Source organism: Blautia acetigignens, assembly GCF_025566865.1.
Taxonomy (GTDB): Bacteria; Bacillota; Clostridia; order Lachnospirales; family Lachnospiraceae; genus Blautia_A; species Blautia_A acetigignens.
This window is the reverse complement of record NZ_JAOQJM010000002.1, coordinates 108,867-125,496: the sequence shown is the minus strand read 5'-3', so window position 1 is coordinate 125,496 and position 16,630 is coordinate 108,867. Positions and strand designations below refer to the sequence as shown.

Below are 16,630 nucleotides of genomic sequence, written 5' to 3'. Positions count from 1 at the left end.
TAAAAATAGAGAAAAATAAAATGTAATTGAATAGAATGTTAGATTACGCTAAAAAAAGATGGTTTACGTCAAAAAAATATATAACAGGTTCTGAGGTGATATAATCCGCTTACACAAGAAAAAGGAGGATTCATCTATGAAACAGAAAAATGTGATGCGCGGACTGGCTGGCTTATCGGCTACCCTTCTGGCAATAAGCGGTGCCGCCACAGCAGTTGCATCCACACGTGCGGATTTTATCAATTCAAAACTTGGAACATCCAGTTTTAAGCTGGTTGAAAAAGGAGATGGAACAGGCGATTCCATTTATTTTGATTCGGAATTTTCCTCTGTTCAGGATCTGATTGATGCAAAAAAACAGTTTGCCGAAGAAATCAGTGAAGAGGGCAGTGTTCTTTTTAAAAATATCAATGCTGCGCTGCCCATTAACAAAGCAAGCGAAAAAGTAACATTGTGGGGAATGAATTCCCATGTGCCAACTCTGGGAGGCGAAATTGGTTCCTCTGTTGCAGGTCCGGACGATGCAGTCTTTTATGGACTGGAAGAAGCTCTGGCAGAAAAAGAATTTGATGTAAATCAGGATATGATTGATTTTTATTCAAGCGATACAGCTGCACAGTATATGAGAATGGGCGGATTCGGTCAGCCGGGACATAGTCTGACACCAGGATTTGGTCCTATGTATGAAGTAAATACAGATTATCCAATTGGTGAGATTCCGGCAAGTGAGTATTCAGATGAACTGTTAAAAAGTGCAGATGATACGGCTGCTGTTGTTGTAATTTCACGAGACGGTTCAGAAGCAGCTGATTATGAACCAAATATGGTAAATACAACATCTGGCGACAGTTTTGAACGGCCATTGGCGTTATCCGACTATGAGCGGCAGATGATCGCTCTTGCGAAGGAACACAGTACAAAAGTCATTGTGCTGATTAATTCAGATAACCCCATTGAAATTGAAGAGTTAAAGGAAGATGATGAGATTGATTCCATTCTTTGGACCGGTTTGCCTGGAATGTATGGATTTCTTGGCGTGGCAGATATACTTTGCGGAGATGCGAATCCCTCCGGACATATTTCCGATACATATGCAGTGAATTCTCTGTCCGCTCCATCCATGGTAAATTTTGGAATTTATACTTATTCAAACAGTTCTGTTTCCGGGGAAAAGGATGGACTTACCGAGACCGATAAAGCAGACTGGTTTGAAGTAGAGTCAGAAGGAATTTATAACGGATACAAATATTACGAAACACGTTATGAAGATTGTGTTCTCGGAAAGGGAAATGCAGATACCACAGAAGGTTCCTCCACAGGAGAGGCATGGAATTATGCAGATGAAGTAAGTTATCCGTTTGGCTATGGTCTTTCTTATACTACTTTTGAACAGAAACTGGAAAAAGTAGAAGTACAGACAGGAAGTGTGGGAAAAGCCACTGTAACCGTTACCAATACCGGGGATACTGCTGGAAAAGACGCAGTACAGCTTTATGTACAGGCTCCTTATACAGAAGGAGGAGTAGAAAAATCTGCAATTCAGCTGGCAGGAATTTCCAAAACACAGATTCTGGAACCAGGAGAGTCTGAAACAGTGGAAATTGAAATCAATCCTGCATATTTTGCGAGCTATGACGAAACCGCAGTGAAAGCAGATGGAACAGCTGGTGCATGGGTTCTGGATGAAGGTGACTATTATTTTGCTCTTGGAAATGGCGCCCATGAAGCACTGAATAATGTTCTCGCGAAGAAAACAGGATCCGAGGAAGGGCTTGTATCTGTAAATGATGATGCTGTGATCAATGCGGATAATGTACAGATATGGAATCTGGCAGCAAAAGATATGGAAACATATTCTGCAAATGTACAGAATGCATTACAGGATTGTGACATTAATAAAGTCATTGAAGACACAGTAGAATATACAACCAGAACAGACTGGCGCAAGGGCTGGACCGCTGTTACAAGCATTACTCCAACAGAAGAGATGATGGAAGGTCTTAGAAACAGCAGAACAGAACTTACGGAAAATGGTTCAGGAACAACCTGGGATAAAGATAACGGGCTGAAATTAATTGATATGATGATTATCGATGAAAATGGAAATTATTCCGGTGCGATTGATATTAATGATCCTATGTGGGATCAGCTTATTGAGCAGATGTCTTTGGACGAGGCCATTCAGTTCATTGAGTATGGCGGTGACGACATTGAAAATATTGATTCCGTATTTCTTCCGAGAACATATGAACAGGATGGACCGATTGGTTTCTCTTATGATCAGGTAGCAGGATATAGTGCAAGATGGTCAAAGGATTTATCAGATGAGCCTACTTATGTAGCAGAGGATGATGAAAATGCAGATACTTCCATGGTAAGTTTCCCAACAGAGGTAGTGGTAGCTGCGACATTTAACACAGATCTTCTGGAACGCGAGGGAGAACTGCTGGGCGAAGATGGATTATGGTCTAACATCAGTGTTATCAATGCACCAGGATTAAACCTTCACAGAGCAGTATATTGTGCAAGAAACTTTGAGTACTATTCCGAGGATTCCATGCTTACCAATATTCTTGGAAAAGCAATCTGTAAGGGTGCCCAGTCAAAGGGGCTTGTGGCAGCAGTAAAGCATTTTGCCTATAATCATCAGGAAACAAACCGTTCCGGAATGTCTGTGTTCTTTACGGAGCAGGCTGCAAGGGAAAATGAACTCAGAGGCTTCCAGGGAGCAATGGCAGAGAATATTGCCGGAGGTGCTATGACAGCCTTTAATCGTATGGGAGTTGATTATTCTGGTGCCAAGAAGAGTCTTTTGGAGCAAATTACAAGAACTGAATGGGGCTTTACTGGCGCTTATGTGACAGATATGATCAATGGTGCCGACTATATGAACTGGAGAGATATTGTATTTAATGGCGGCGGTATGGCACTTACCTCTTCTGCATATTCAAGTTCTGAAATTGGACTGATGGAAGATGTAAAAGCAGAGATTGCAAAAGATACAGCTTTCCAGGAAGCTTTAAAGCAGAACATCAAATACTGGCTTTATAATCTTGTGAAATCCAATGCAATGAATGGAATTACAAATACAAGTGTAATGGAATCTGTAACTCCATGGTGGCAGATAGCATTCTATGGTGTGGACGCATTCCTGGCATTACTGACATTGTTATTTATTGTAGTGTATGCGAAAAAGTTAAAGAAAGCATAAGAAGGAGGAAGTCAGAATGAAAAAAACAACAGGTGAAAAAAAAATTGGATTTTATCTGGTCATGGCGGCAGCAGTTCTTTCTCTGGTGAGTATGCTGATTTATCGTACAGTTCTCAGTCAGTTGGGAATGGTATATGGATTATCGGTAATTCCGGCAATAGTAGCTGTACTGGTATTAGCCGGAATGAAAATGACTGGCGCAAAAGAACTTCTCAACTGGGCTGGACCTGTTAATGCTGTGGTAACTGCACTTACTGCTATTATCAGCTGCAGTATTATGCTGGATGCATTTGGACTTGTAGTTTCCGGATTATATCAGTTCAGCCAGATCCGGTCGTATGTGATCTATGCGGCTGTAGTGGCAATTGCAATGATTTTAAATGTTGCGGCAGGTTTTACCGGGATTGTAGAGGGAAATGAAATTTAAATATTACCGGGGAGAACGCAGCCGGTAATGCTTAATGACGAAAAAGACCTGGCAATGATAATACAGTCTTATCTTTGCCAGGCCTTTTGTATCTGGATATGTTATGGTAAAGGATGAGATATAAGGTGGAATTAAAAAATAAAAATATTATAAATAAAATGACACTAAAAGAGAAGGCATTGCTGTTAAGTGGAAAGGGAATGTGGAAAACATATGATTTTGAGGCATATGGGATACCAGCTTTTTTTCTGTCAGATGGTCCTCATGGTATGAGAACCCAGGAAGGACAGGGGGACTGGCTGGGAATTAATAAAAGTAAAGCTGCAACTTGTTTTCCAACAGCTGCAACAATTGCAAATAGCTGGGATCCAGAGCTGGCTGAGGAAGTTGCGTCAGCATTGGGAGAGGAAGCAGTCTCTTTTGGAGTAGACATGATTCTGGGACCTGGAATGAATATAAAGAGAAGTCCGCTTTGCGGCAGAAATTTTGAATATTTTAGTGAAGACCCGTATCTTGCAGGTGAACTGGGAGCTGCTTATGTAAAAGGAATTCAGAGCAAAGGCCCGGCTGCATGCCCAAAGCATTTCGCCGTTAACAGTCAGGAACTTCGAAGAATGTCAAATAATTCAGTAGTAGATGAAAGAACTTTGCGTGAAATATATACAGCGGCTTTTGAGACAACAGTGAAGAAAGCTGCCCCAAAGGCAATCATGTCTTCTTACAATCAGATAAATGGCGTATATGCAAACGAAAACCAAGATTTATTGCAGAAATTATTAAGAGATACATTCGGATTTCATGGAATTGTGGTATCTGACTGGGGGGCAAGCAACGACCATACAGAGGGCGTAAGATGCGGAAGTAATCTTGAAATGCCAGGAAATTCCGGAACAACAGCGAAAGAACTGGTAAGAGCTGTGCAAAAAGGCAGACTGGATGAAAAGATACTGGACAAACGTATTGATGAAATTTTGACAACAATGCTTCCGGTTCATCAGTTAGTCGAAATGGGGAAAAAGAGTTTTGATGCGGAAGAGCATCATAAGCTTGCAAGAAAAGCAGCTGCCCAAAGCATTGTACTTCTGAAAAATCAGGATAATATTTTACCTTTGTCCGAAAATAAAACAGTAGCGGTAATAGGAGAGTTTGCAGAGAAGGCAAGATATCAGGGCGCAGGCTCTTCTCTTGTGAATCCAACAAAAGTAGAGAATATCATGGACATTATAGATGGATATTCTTTTAAAAAAGTAATATATGAACCAGGATATCACAGAAACCAAAAGACAGATCACAGGCTGCTCGAGTGTGCAAAAAAGGCAGCAGCAGAGGCAGATACAGTATTACTGTTTGTTGGGCTTGACGAGGCAAGTGAGTCAGAAGGAATGGACCGTGTTCATATGAAAATGCCGCAAAACCAGCTGGAACTTATAAATGCAGTTACTGGAATGAATACGGAAACGGTTGTGATCGTATCTGCCGGAAGTGTGGTGGAAATGCCATGGATCCAAAAAGTAAAAGCAGTTGTGCACGGCTACCTTGGCGGACAGGCAGGCGCGTCTGCAATGTTGGATGTGATTACCGGAAAAACAAATCCGTCTGGAAAATTAAATGAAACCTACCCGATTTGTTATGAAGATACTCCGGCGTATGCCTATTATCCGGGAAAAGAGAGAAACAGCGAGTACAGGGAAGGTTTATACGTTGGATACCGTTACTATGATACAGTGAAAAAAGATGTTCTTTTTCCATTTGGATACGGATTGAGTTACACGGATTTTACATATTCGGATTTAAGCGTATCAGAAAAAGGAGTAAGCTTTTGTATTACCAATACGGGAAATTTTGCTGGCGCTGAAATTGCTCAACTCTATATTGAGAAAGAAGCCCCGGAAGTTTTCAGGCCTGCGCATGAACTGAAAGGATTTTCTAAAGTATTTCTTAAGCCAGGAGAGACTGGAAGAATTGAGATTCCATTTGAAGAAAGGACATTTGCATATTTTAATGTACAAACAGGAGAATGGGAAATTGAAGAAGGAAACTATAAAATTCTGATAGCGAAAAATTCCAGAGAATGTGTTTTACAGGAAAACGTTTATCAAAAAGGAACAGGAGCCAAAAATCCATACAAAGTTCATCTTAGCGAGTACGAAACAGGACATGTAGAGCAGGTTTCAGATGATTCATATGAAAAACTTCTTGGATATAAAATTCCAGATGGAGCATGGAATGGTGAATTAGAAAAAAATGATGCTTTTTGTCAGCTGTATTATGCAAAGGGAACAGTTGGAAGAATCATTTATAGGATACTTGATAAAATGATGAAAAAAAGTGAAAAGAAGGGGGAAGCAAATCTGGATATATTATTTTTCTATAATATGCCTTTTAGAGGCCTGATCAATACAACTCATGGAATTTTTACAAGTGGAATGGTGGATGGATTTGTCAAAATCGTGAATGGACATCTTTTAACTGGATTGGGGAAAATGCTCTGGTCTGCTATTGCAAGAAAATGAGGTTGAAAAATGGCTAAAATTTTGAATAAGAATTTTGAAGACAGTAAACTTTCGCAATCCAAAATTACCGGAGAAGAAGTCAATATGCCGGAGATTTTATTAGGGTATTTTATCGGACCATTTGGAGCTGTTCTGTCTTCTGGAATTTTTACCAGTATTTTGCAGAACTACTTTACAGATGTATTAAGGTTAAATCTTGGTTTTTTGACAGGATTGCAGCTGATGTCTACAATTTTTATTATCGCAGCAAATCTGATCGTAGGCCAATTGATCGAGAGAACGAAGTGTATGGCAGGGAAAGCAAGACCGTGGATCCTGCTTTCTGCATTCACCATATCTGTATCTTCTGTTTTAATGTTTGTAGTACCATTTCAAGGGACGATGAAATATATATGGATTGCAGTTGCGTATAATCTGTTTTACAGTGTGGCATATCCGATTTACAGTACGGCGAATTCTGTGCTGGTTTCGGTATCAACAAGGAACAGCCAGAAAAGGGGAACACTTGCAGCTGCTGGAAATATTGCAGGCCTTGGCGCAATGGGAATTGGTTCTATGGCATTTCCAATGCTTGTGTCTTTTTCATTAAAAGAAAATCAGTATAAATGGTTCTGTACAATGGCTGTAGTTGCTGTTTTCTCTGCATTTACAATTTATCTGCAGTATTGTTATACACGAGAGAGAGTGACTGAAGAACTTTTTAAAACAGCAAAAGATTCTGATTTGGAAAAAGAGAGGATATCTGTGAAAAAACAGATAAAAGCAGCTGCAGGGGAGAAAATGTGGTGGCTTGTCATGGTGTTCTATCTGCTGTTTCAGTGGAGTGGAGCTATGAAAAATGGTTCCATGTCTTATTTTTGTAAATGGGTGCTTGATAATACATTTTTGGGCACAGCGGATGCGTGGGGGGCTTCTCAGTCAATTTTAAGTATTATGGGAGCTGTTCCAATGGCTATGGCGGCAGTAGTTGTGATTCCTCTTTGCAATAAGTTTGGAAAAAGAAATGTTTGTGTGGCGGGAATGATATTTGGCGGTATTGGCGGAGTTATTGCACTGCTTGGGAAAGATCAGATGATACCGGTGGCAGTTGGCGTGGCTTTAAAATGCCTTGGCTCCTCTCCGGTATGCTATATGATTCTTGCAATGTTATCTGATGTTATAGATTACATAGAGAAGAAAAACTCTATCAGAACAGATGGATTTACCATGTCGATTTACAGCTCGATCGCAGTTGCGGGAACCCCTGTTTGCAATGCGGTTTTCAGTGCTTTGCTTAACTGGGCAGGATATGATCAGACTGCTGATATTGCAATGGGGGCGGCAGCACAGAATACAGGCGTGAGAAGTGTAATATCTGTAAGCTACATTGGAGCAGAGACAGCGGCTTATTTTATATGTGCAATTCTGATTTTTTTCTTTACAGTGGAGAAGAAATTAAAGGAAGAGCAACATTCTTGAGAGGGAAAAGTATTATGAAAGCTGGAAAAATTGTGAAAATAACAGTAAGCGTGATTGTACTTGGGGGACTGGCTGCGGCAGGAAATTATTTTATCGGAAGAGACGGCAGCTACTATCAGACTGCAAAAGATGGAAGCCAGACGTATGCATATATAAATGAGAAAAATTCTTTCGGACATATTGTAAAGCATCCGGCATTTTCTGATTTTTCTGATTTTATTATTCCCTGGAAGGATCGTTGGAACAGTCTTGTAATGCCGTATCAGACACTTCGGAGTGTATGTGACATGAATCACTATAATACGAAAGCTATCATAAATGGGTTTAATTTCATGCTAGACGTATGCGAAAATCAGCAGCAGGTGTTTTACCGCTATTATTCTGAAGCAGAAATGAAAGAGGATCAGACCCTTGAAGCTTGCGGATTATTTTTTATTCCCGGAGAAAAAAATGCACCTTTTGCTTTTGTGGTACCAGGCGGCGGCTTTACTGCTGTATGTTCTTTTGGGGAGGGATTTCCGGTGGCACAAAAGCTTCATGAAGAAGGATATAATGTATTTATTCTTCAATACAGGGTAGCAACCGGACAGACAACCACGAACGAGCTGATCAAAAGCCAGGAAGCGATTGCAAATCAGGATTTTGGAAAAGCAATGGGATATATTCTGGATCATGCGGATAAGTTCCAGGTGTCTTCTGAGAATTATTCTGTCTGGGGATTTTCGGCAGGCGGAAGGCTTTCGCAGCTATGGGGCCTGGATAATGAGTATGGCTACCAAAGGTATGGGCTTCCGTCTCCTGCAGCGGCAATGCTTGCATATTCCGGCTGGTATGATGAGGACTTTGCAGGATGCTATGGAACACAGCCGCCGACCTTCTTTGCTTATGTAAAAGAGGATAAGGTTATTGGAGAACAGAATGTGAAGGATATCGAAAAGACGATTGATATCATGAAGAATCTGGACAAAGACATTGAAGTGCGCGCCTACGACCATGCATATCACGGCTTCGGCACCGGAGCCGGAACAGACGCAGACGGCTGGATGGACGAGGCAATTTCGTTTTGGGAAAAGGAAATGTAAATAGGGATTTCATAAAAAAGGGCGGCGGGAATAATCCGGCCGCCCTTTGGTATATGGAAAAGTTATTTAATTGCATCCAGTGCATTTGAAATATCAGCAATCAAATCCTCTTTGTCCTCAAGACCAAGGCTGATGCGGATCAGTTCGGCTGGTACGCCGGCTTCGATGAGCTGCTCGTCGGTCATCTGTCTGTGGGTGGAGGTGGCTGGGTTCAGGCAGCAGGTTCTTGCGTCTGCGACATGTGTCTCAATGGCACCAAGCTTTAAGTTCTGCATGAAAGTGGAAGCTGCTTCGCGTCCGCCCTTTAAGCCAAATGAAACAACGCCGCATCCGCCGTTTGGCAGATATTTCTGAGCTCTTTCATAATACTTGTTGGAAGGAAGACCCGGGTAATTCACATAGGCAACCTTCGGATGCTTCTCCAGGAATTCTGCAACGGCCTGGCCGTTTTCTACATGCTTCGGCATGCGGACATGTAAGGACTCCAGTCCAAGATTCAGGATAAAGGCATTATTGGGAGATTGCATAGAACCAAAATCACGCATCAGCTGTGCAGTACATTTGGTAATGAATGCGCCCTCTTTGCCAAATTTCTCAGCATAGGTGATTCCGTGATAGCTTTCATCCGGAGTGCAAAGTCCCGGATATTTGTCAGCATGAGCCATCCAGTCGAAATTACCGCTGTCTACAATGGCACCGCCAAGTGCTGCACCGTGGCCGTCCATATACTTGGTGGTAGAGTGGGTAACAATATCAGCACCCCACTCAAACGGGCGGCAGTTTACTGGTGTGGGGAATGTATTGTCTACTACAAGGGGAACCCCATGCGCATGAGCAACCTTTGCAAACAGTTCAATATCCAGGACTGTCAGTGCCGGGTTGGCAATGGTTTCTCCAAACATGACTTTGGTGTTCGGCTTGAATGCCGCGTTTAATTCTTCTTCTGTAGCGTCTGGGGAAACGAAGGTTGCTGTGATTCCCATCTTTGCCATAGTGACGGAAATCAGGTTGAAGGTTCCGCCGTAAATGGAGGAAGAGGCCACAATGTGGTCTCCGCATTCGCAGATATTAAACAGAGCCATGAAGTTAGCGGCTTGTCCGGAAGAAGTAAGCATAGCCGCTGTGCCGCCTTCCATGGCTGCAATTTTGGCTGCTACATGGTCATTGGTTGGATTCTGAAGGCGGGAATAAAAATATCCTTCTGCCTCAAGGTCAAACAGCTTGCCCATGTCCTCGCTGGTATCGTATTTAAATGTTGTTGACTGAATGATCGGAATCTGTCTCGGCTCCCCATTTCCAGGCTTATAACCTGCCTGCACACATTTTGTTCCCATTCTGTAATCGTTCATTATGTACCTCCTCATCTGGTAAAATAAGCTCCCTGTGCAAAAATGTTCACAGGGAGCAATCACATAGGAATATAGTACCATCTTTAGTGGGATTTGGCAATGGTGGGTAGACATTTTCGTTGCCGTTACACGCATTGTGTGGTATGATTTTTTTATAGATAAAATATTATCTGTAAAAGGAGAGAAAAGATGGAAGCGCTTATATGGGAAACAGCTGAGGAACTTGATAAAAATTTGGCACTGCGAGTGCGCAAAATACGAAAACGCCGCAAGATTTCCCAGCAGAAGCTGGCTGATTTAAGCGGTGTAAGCTACGGTTCCATAAAACGTTTTGAAACCAGCGGACAGATTTCCCTGCTGGCTCTGACTAAAATTGCCATGGCACTTGATATGGCAGACGAACTGCGGAACATTTTTTCCCAGGTACCGTACAGAAATATTCAGGAGGTAATAAATGAAAGCAGATAGTTTACCGGATAGTAGAGCCATGGTGAGTTACAGCTGAAGAATATTTTTGTTAGTGGAAATTATTTGATATTACTGACATTGTTGCAATTGGCAATTTGAGCAAATGGGTGTAAAATGACGTTAAATGGATTTTTATTAAACGAGGTGAAAATGTATGAAGGAAAATTGCAGGAAAGTCACTTCCTGCCCGTTTTACTCACTGTTTTTGGCGCTTCTGGCAGTGCTGCTGATGGGAATTCCGGCGGTGTCTGTACAGGCAGCAGGAGTGAAAACACCCGGCAAAGTGAATATTACCAGTGTGAAAATGACTGGAAACAACAAGGTAACCATTAATTGGAAAAAAGCTTCGAATGCTACGAAGTACCGGATTTACTATAAGCAGTCTGGTGCCAGGTCCTGGAAAGCAATAGCAGATGTGAGTTCCGGGAAAACAAGCTATACCCATACTTCTAATAGCAGGAATCCTCTGGCAGGCGGAAAGAAATATGTATACACGGTAAGGGCTTACAATAAGACAAGCCGCAAATGGGGTACATACGATAAAAATGGAAAAGGCGTGACAGTTCCCATTGTGCCGGGCAAAGTGAAGCTGGTTTCTGTAAAGGCAAATGTGTACAATAAGGTAACGGTAACCTGGAACAAAACTTCCAATGCCTCTTCCTACCGAATCTACTACAAGAAGGCAAATGCAAAGAACTGGACCAGGGTTACCGACGTAAAGGGCAGTCTGAGAAGCTACGTGCATAAAAGCAGCAAAAGTGCCGCATTAATAGCTGGAACCCAATATGTGTACACAGTCAGAGCCTACAACAGTTCCTCAAAAAAGTGGGGCTCCTATGATGCAAAAGGCATTACGGTAAAAGTGCCTGCCAAACCTGCAGCAAAGCCAACAGTTCCGCCAACGCCGCAGCCGACGGCAACTCCGATTCCAACCCAGGCTCCGTCAGCAAACACAGTGACAGCCCATGGCGTAACCTTTGATATGAGTTATTTTCCCGAAACAGCAATAGTAGGCGATGATATGGAATGCCTGTCAGTTATTCCGAAAAGTACAATTAAGCCGACAGATATTACCTATAAAATTGCAAATGGAAATGTACAGCAGCTTTGTTCCCCGGCAACACCAAATCTGCATTTAGGTTATGGAACCGAATATGAATCTGATTATTATGTATCAGACTGGAAAAACATGGTTGCTTATATAAAGACTTCTTATGAGCCGGAAATGTATCTGGAACACAGAGTTGAAATTTACAATCAGCTGCAGGCCGGTACTTTTCCAGTAAGTGTTTATTACAAAAATACGTTGCTTAGAACCTGCCAGGTAACCGTAACAGGGGCAGACAGCAAAGTGGTAAAATACCGGAAATGGATGAATGAACTTGAGCAGAAAGCCTGGACAAGCGGCATGACTGTGATGGAAAAATTAACTGCCATAAAGAAATACATTTATGACAATTATACCTACACAACCGATGGCGTGATGTGCAATGCAGGCGCACAGGCGCTTCTGTATGCAGCCAGAGACTTGGGACTTACTGCAAGATACCGTTTTGTAGGTCCTCAGTATGACTACGAAAAAGGCTACGGTGATGTCTATTACCATTTCGGCTCTGCATTTTGCGGAGGGCATGTGTGCACGATCATCACAATGGCTGGCAAAGATTATATTATGGAAACCCAGGGACACGAGGGTTAAAAAGAGGCTCCCATGATGAAGAATCATGGGAGCTGCTTTAATGTATGGTGTTCTCTGTGATCCGGCAAAGTATGAAGATAGTTATTTATTTTCCGAATTTCTTGAGTCGTCCTCCATGATGGTGGTATTTACGTCATCTTCGTAAAGGCGCATTTGTACCTGCATAGGTGTGGGGTCATCTGTAAGTTTCATTTTTCCAAAGTGATTGAAGAAGAACAGAACGCCAAACCCAATCCCGATGGAATAAGAAGCCTCCAAAACAGAAAAGCCGTCTGTTGCCTGCCCGGTGACCTGAGTGTAGATCTGCTCAAAAAGCGCCGGGACATCTACGTCATTGTTAAAGGTCATAATGGAAAAGCCTGCGCCGAAAAAGGTGGCGAGACACACGAAGATCACCTTGCACCATCTGAGAACAACATTGACGCTGCCTTCCTTCTGGTAAGTGATGATGAAGGTAGGCTCTCCAATGTTGGTGATGTCCAGGTCCGGTTCCTTTTGCTGGATGTCCTTGATTAAGTCCATGGCACAGATCACGTAGCGTCCTGGCTTATCCGGGTCCAGATTGGCTACCGGCATTACGCGCAGGCGGTTTAATATTTTGGCATTGCTGCAGGAGAGTTTGGCAATGTCCTGTAAATAAACGTGGGGGTGATGAACCTCCACGTTTTGTTCTGTCTGAATGTAAAGGGTATCGCTCATGGAAAAGTACCTCCAGTTGTATTATTCTTTCATCTTAGGCTTAAATACCCAGCTGGCCAGATAGGAAAAAATAAGTGCGGCGGAAATTCCGGCTGCGCAGGCAGTGAAGCCTCCGGTGAAAAGTCCGATAAAGCCATCCTGGTCGATGGCTTTTTTCAGTCCCTTCCAAAGGGTATTGCCGAATCCAAGAAGAGGCACCGAAGCTCCGGCTCCTGCAAAATCGATCAGCGGCTGGTAAATGCCCACAGCTCCTAAGATGGCACCGGTACACACCAGCAGTACCATAACCCGGCCGGGCATCAGCTTTGTTTTATCCAGCAGAATCTGGACCAGGGCGCAGATCAGCCCGCCTACCCAGAATGCATTGAAATAATCCATAGTGTAACCTCCGTTTCTAAGAATTAAACAGGACAATGTTCCAGCACCACTGCATGGGCAATTCCCGGAATGGAATCGCCTTCATTAAAGCTTGTTTTGGAGAGCAGTGCCCCGGTGGGAACAAATAACACCCGTTTCCAGGTCCCTTTGGCAAGCTCCGGCAAAATGTGGGCGGCAAGAACAGATGCACTGCAGCCGCAGCCGCTTCCTCCCGAGTGCGTGTCCTGTGTCTCCCCGTCAAAAATCAGAAGTCCGCAGTCCTGGTGAATGGACTGGATGTCGTACCCTTTTTCCATCAGAAGATCAAACAGAATTCTCTGTCCCACAGCCCCCAGGTCGCCTGTGAAAATCGCATCGTAATCCTCCGGTGTTCTGTCAAAATCACACAGATTCCGGTAAATGGTATCACAGGCAGCAGGCGCCATGCAGCCGCCCATGTTCAGGGAATCCTTAAGTCCGTAGTCGATCAGCTTTCCGGTGGTAAGACCGGTAATCTGCACGCAGCACTTGTCCGAGAGAAGAGGTTTTGTTTTCCGGGGGATTTCTTCCTGGGGCAGTGCGCCAGAGAGAACACAGGCACCGCTTCCGGTTACCGTCCAAGTGGCAGAAAGGGGGCGCTGGTTACCGTAAGCCAGAGGAAAGCGGAATTCTTTTTCCGCGCTGGCAAAATGGCTGGAGGTGGCGCATAAAATATGCTCTCCATATCCGGCGGCAATGGACATGGCTCCCAGGGAAAGGGATTCCCCCATGGTAGAGCAGGCACCAAAAAGTCCGTAAAAAGGAATGCCCATACCTGCAATGCCAAAGGAAGAAGCTGTGGTCTGGGCAAGAAGGTCTCCGGCAAAGGTCATGCGGATATCGCCTGGCGCAAGGCCTGCTTTTCCAAGAGCCAGTGAGGCGGCTTCTTTTTGCATGGTGCTTTCCGCTGCTTCCCAGGTATCGCATCCAAACATAGGATCTTCGCAGATCAGATCAAATTTATCTCCAAGGGGACCTTCCCCTTCTTTTTTTCCAACGACGGATGCGCAGCTGGAAATATAAACCGGAGTCTGAAAGGCAATGCTGGCGGAGCCGGCAAGTCTGGCGGGGGATTGTGTGTTCATGAGATCACCTCCATGATTTTCAGAATATAGTAGATCACTCCGGCGGCCCAGGAACTCATGATTCCGTAGAGGATAACCGGCCCTGCAATGGTGAAGATCTTGCAGCCGATTCCGAAAACCTGTCCCTCGGCTTTGTATTCAATGGCAGGTGCTGCCACGGAGTTGGCAAATCCGGTGATGGGAACCAGACTTCCGGCGCCGCCGAATTTGCCGATTTTGGGATAAAGATTAAATCCGGTGAGAATGACGCTGATGAAAACCAGGGTAATAGAACACCAGGTTCCTGCCATCTCCTGATCCAGCCCCTGTGACTTTGCGAAATTTGTTATGATCTGTCCCAGAACGCAGATCAGGCCGCCTGTGAGAAAGGCTTTTGCCATGTTAAGCGGCAGGCTGTGAGTCGGTGTGACCTCTTTTACATAATCGGCATATTTTTTCTGCTGTTCTTTTTGCTGTTCTTGATTCATTGCTGCCTCCTGTGTATACGGAAATGTAAAGTTGCTGCGGATAAGATTGTTATGGAATTTACAGTTAGTATGTGAAAAAAGATGTAAAATATACTTTCTTTTTCAGCGGAATTATAATATGATGTTAGTATTGTTATGGACAAAAGAAAAGAGGTGCCTTATGGGAAAATATTATATAGGAAAAGGGGCGCAGCTTCTGACAGAGGAATCCGAGGAAAAGATCCGGATACGCCAGCTGGAGCTGCTTTCCCCTGAATTTGGACATATGCCATGTATAAAGGGGGAGTTTTTTACTTTTATTCTGGCCGAAGAGGGACAAATGCAGTGCCAGATAAACCAGGAGAGAACAGACTTACAGGCAGGGGAAGCGTTGTTTATCAACGCGAATCAGTCTTACCGCCTGATCTCCAGCCGGAATGAAAGATGTCGGTTTTATGTAATTGAAGTTTCAGCAGGCTATCTGGCGGCAGGAGATGAGAGCCTTCGGGAGAAATACCTTGCACCTGTGGCAGAGGCAGAGGCTTTTGCGTATTGCAGATTCGTGCCATCAGAAGAGGAAGACACAGATGAGGATATCCTTTTGCAGGCACTTTTGGCAGCAGCGCAGACTGCAGCTGGAAGAGACCTGGCCTATGAGCTGGACATGAAGAGCTGGATGTTCACTGCGTGGGGAAGTCTTTACAAAAAATTCATTCAGCTTGCCCCATCCTGCAAAAATGCAGTGATCCGTGAGCGTACAAAGTTAAACCGCATGACCGGATACCTGGCTTCAAACTGCAATGAGAAGCTGACCCTTGCGGGAATGGCGGAGGCATGCCAGGTAAGCACCGGAGATTTCTGCCGGTTCTTTAAGAAACATATGGGCATGACCCCATTTGAATATCTCCAGAAATGCAGGATCTGGAACAGCATGGATGCAGTGATCGACAAGACGGCCTCCATGGGCGAGATTGCATCTGCCAATGGGTTCGCTGGAGCAAGCTATTTCTCCGAGACTTTCCGCAAGGAGATGGGATGCTCCCCTGCGGATTACCGGAAGTGGTACAAGGGAATTAACGAAGAATGCCCGGTAGCGGCAGCAAATCCGGATCAGGGAGAAGAAAAAGCGCCGAAGAAGTCCGGCGCAGCTGCAAAGGGCAAGAATGTTCCCTCCTATTTATTATAGGAAAGTTTACGGAAACCATCTTTGATAAAAGTAATACAAAGAGCCTAGTGCTTTTCCCAGGGCTACGGCGATTACCACCAGGCGGATCCCGTTTGTCAGCTTGATCCTTCGGGAAAAGATGGGGAAGACATCTGCCATTTCGGCCAGTGCCATGATCCATCCCCCCAGGAAAATGCCGGAGAAAAGTCCGCAAAGGCCAAGAAACACCATGCCCCCTGGAATGGGCCAGCGATATAGAAAGAAAAGATTGCCGAAAACAATTCCGAGCAGCGTAATATCTTCATATAATAATATGTGTTTTCCTGTGTGGGTAACGCCGGCGTATCTTGGCACAATGGAAAGACCGATGAGAAGGCCCACTACACCGCCTGCGATAATGACTCCTGCACAGAAGCCGATGACTGCCAGAAAAATCTGCTGAAACATGATGGATATCTCCTTTCTGTGGAACATTTATTAGTATAGAAAGAATGTTGAAAAATATACGTTTTTCCTGTACATTTGGGCAGTTAGATAGTATAATAGAACGATGCGGCAATGGGAAGAATCACGTTGCTGCACAGATGGAATAATTTATTCTTAACCTTATGAAATCAGTTAGAAAGATAGAG

Annotated in this window: 14 protein-coding genes; 8 read left to right on the top strand and 6 right to left on the bottom strand. The window is 43.8% G+C overall.

The features are described 5' to 3' along the window. Positions 1-136: 136 nt before the first annotated feature. The 5 genes from OCV70_RS03440 to OCV70_RS03420 all read left to right on the top strand — a co-directional run bounded on the left by OCV70_RS03440 (position 137) and on the right by OCV70_RS03420 (position 8,691). Positions 137-3,211, top strand: coding sequence for a glycoside hydrolase family 3 C-terminal domain-containing protein (locus OCV70_RS03440; protein WP_173767353.1), 3,075 nt, complete (start codon positions 137-139; stop codon positions 3,209-3,211). 16 nt (positions 3,212-3,227) lie between these two features. After that, a complete protein-coding gene (locus OCV70_RS03435; RefSeq protein ID WP_173767355.1) occupies positions 3,228-3,638 on the top strand; it encodes a hypothetical protein in 411 nt (136 codons plus the stop codon). 125 nt (positions 3,639-3,763) lie between these two features. Continuing rightward, complete coding sequence (locus OCV70_RS03430) at positions 3,764-6,151, top strand: beta-glucosidase family protein (RefSeq protein WP_262579209.1); 2,388 nt, start codon at positions 3,764-3,766, stop codon at positions 6,149-6,151. 9 nt (positions 6,152-6,160) lie between these two features. Beyond that, on the top strand, positions 6,161-7,609 hold the full coding sequence (locus tag OCV70_RS03425; protein WP_173767359.1) for an MFS transporter: 1,449 nt from the start codon (positions 6,161-6,163) through the stop codon (positions 7,607-7,609). Positions 7,610-7,623: 14 nt separating this feature from the next. Next, entirely contained in the window at positions 7,624-8,691 is a 1,068-nt protein-coding gene (locus OCV70_RS03420) for an alpha/beta hydrolase (RefSeq protein ID WP_173767361.1), read from the top strand. 62 nt (positions 8,692-8,753) lie between these two features. Here OCV70_RS03420 and OCV70_RS03415 read toward each other — a convergent pair whose 3' ends face one another. Continuing rightward, on the bottom strand, positions 8,754-10,040 hold the full coding sequence (locus OCV70_RS03415) for an O-acetylhomoserine aminocarboxypropyltransferase/cysteine synthase family protein (protein WP_021924577.1): 1,287 nt from the start codon (positions 10,038-10,040) through the stop codon (positions 8,754-8,756). Positions 10,041-10,229: 189 nt separating this feature from the next. Between OCV70_RS03415 and OCV70_RS03410 the strand changes: the two genes are divergently transcribed. Together OCV70_RS03410 and OCV70_RS03405 are read left to right on the top strand one after the other, a co-directional pair. After that, a complete protein-coding gene (locus OCV70_RS03410; RefSeq protein WP_021924578.1) occupies positions 10,230-10,508 on the top strand; it encodes a helix-turn-helix domain-containing protein in 279 nt (92 codons plus the stop codon). Positions 10,509-10,662: 154 nt separating this feature from the next. After that, the gene (locus OCV70_RS03405; protein ID WP_173767365.1) at positions 10,663-12,207 is read left to right on the top strand and encodes a fibronectin type III domain-containing protein; all 1,545 of its coding nucleotides are present in this window, start codon (positions 10,663-10,665) and stop codon (positions 12,205-12,207) included. Between the two features lie 81 nt (positions 12,208-12,288). On the opposite strand, the gene OCV70_RS03400 is transcribed toward OCV70_RS03405, so the two are convergent. From OCV70_RS03400 to OCV70_RS03385, 4 genes are read right to left on the bottom strand one after another with little or no spacing between them, the layout of a single operon-like run. Beyond that, entirely contained in the window at positions 12,289-12,906 is a 618-nt protein-coding gene (locus tag OCV70_RS03400; protein WP_117852471.1) for a stage V sporulation protein AA, read from the bottom strand. A 21-nt stretch (positions 12,907-12,927) separates the two neighbouring features. Further along, on the bottom strand, positions 12,928-13,284 hold the full coding sequence (gene spoVAE, locus OCV70_RS03395; protein ID WP_117852474.1) for a stage V sporulation protein AE: 357 nt from the start codon (positions 13,282-13,284) through the stop codon (positions 12,928-12,930). A 23-nt stretch (positions 13,285-13,307) separates the two neighbouring features. Beyond that, positions 13,308-14,387 carry a stage V sporulation protein AD gene (locus tag OCV70_RS03390; protein ID WP_173767367.1) on the bottom strand — a complete coding sequence of 360 codons (1,080 nt, stop codon included), beginning with the start codon at positions 14,385-14,387 and terminating at the stop codon, positions 13,308-13,310. Next, complete coding sequence (locus OCV70_RS03385; RefSeq protein ID WP_173767369.1) at positions 14,384-14,854, bottom strand: SpoVA/SpoVAEb family sporulation membrane protein; 471 nt, start codon at positions 14,852-14,854, stop codon at positions 14,384-14,386. Before OCV70_RS03385 ends, OCV70_RS03390 begins: the two co-directional genes overlap by 4 nt. 160 nt (positions 14,855-15,014) lie before the next feature. Between OCV70_RS03385 and OCV70_RS03380 the strand changes: the two genes are divergently transcribed. Then, positions 15,015-16,019 carry an AraC family transcriptional regulator gene (locus OCV70_RS03380; RefSeq protein WP_021924584.1) on the top strand — a complete coding sequence of 335 codons (1,005 nt, stop codon included), beginning with the start codon at positions 15,015-15,017 and terminating at the stop codon, positions 16,017-16,019. A 6-nt stretch (positions 16,020-16,025) separates the two neighbouring features. Here OCV70_RS03380 and OCV70_RS03375 read toward each other — a convergent pair whose 3' ends face one another. After that, on the bottom strand, positions 16,026-16,445 hold the full coding sequence (locus tag OCV70_RS03375; RefSeq protein WP_021924585.1) for a stage V sporulation protein AB: 420 nt from the start codon (positions 16,443-16,445) through the stop codon (positions 16,026-16,028). Between the last annotated feature and the right edge of the window lie 185 nt (positions 16,446-16,630).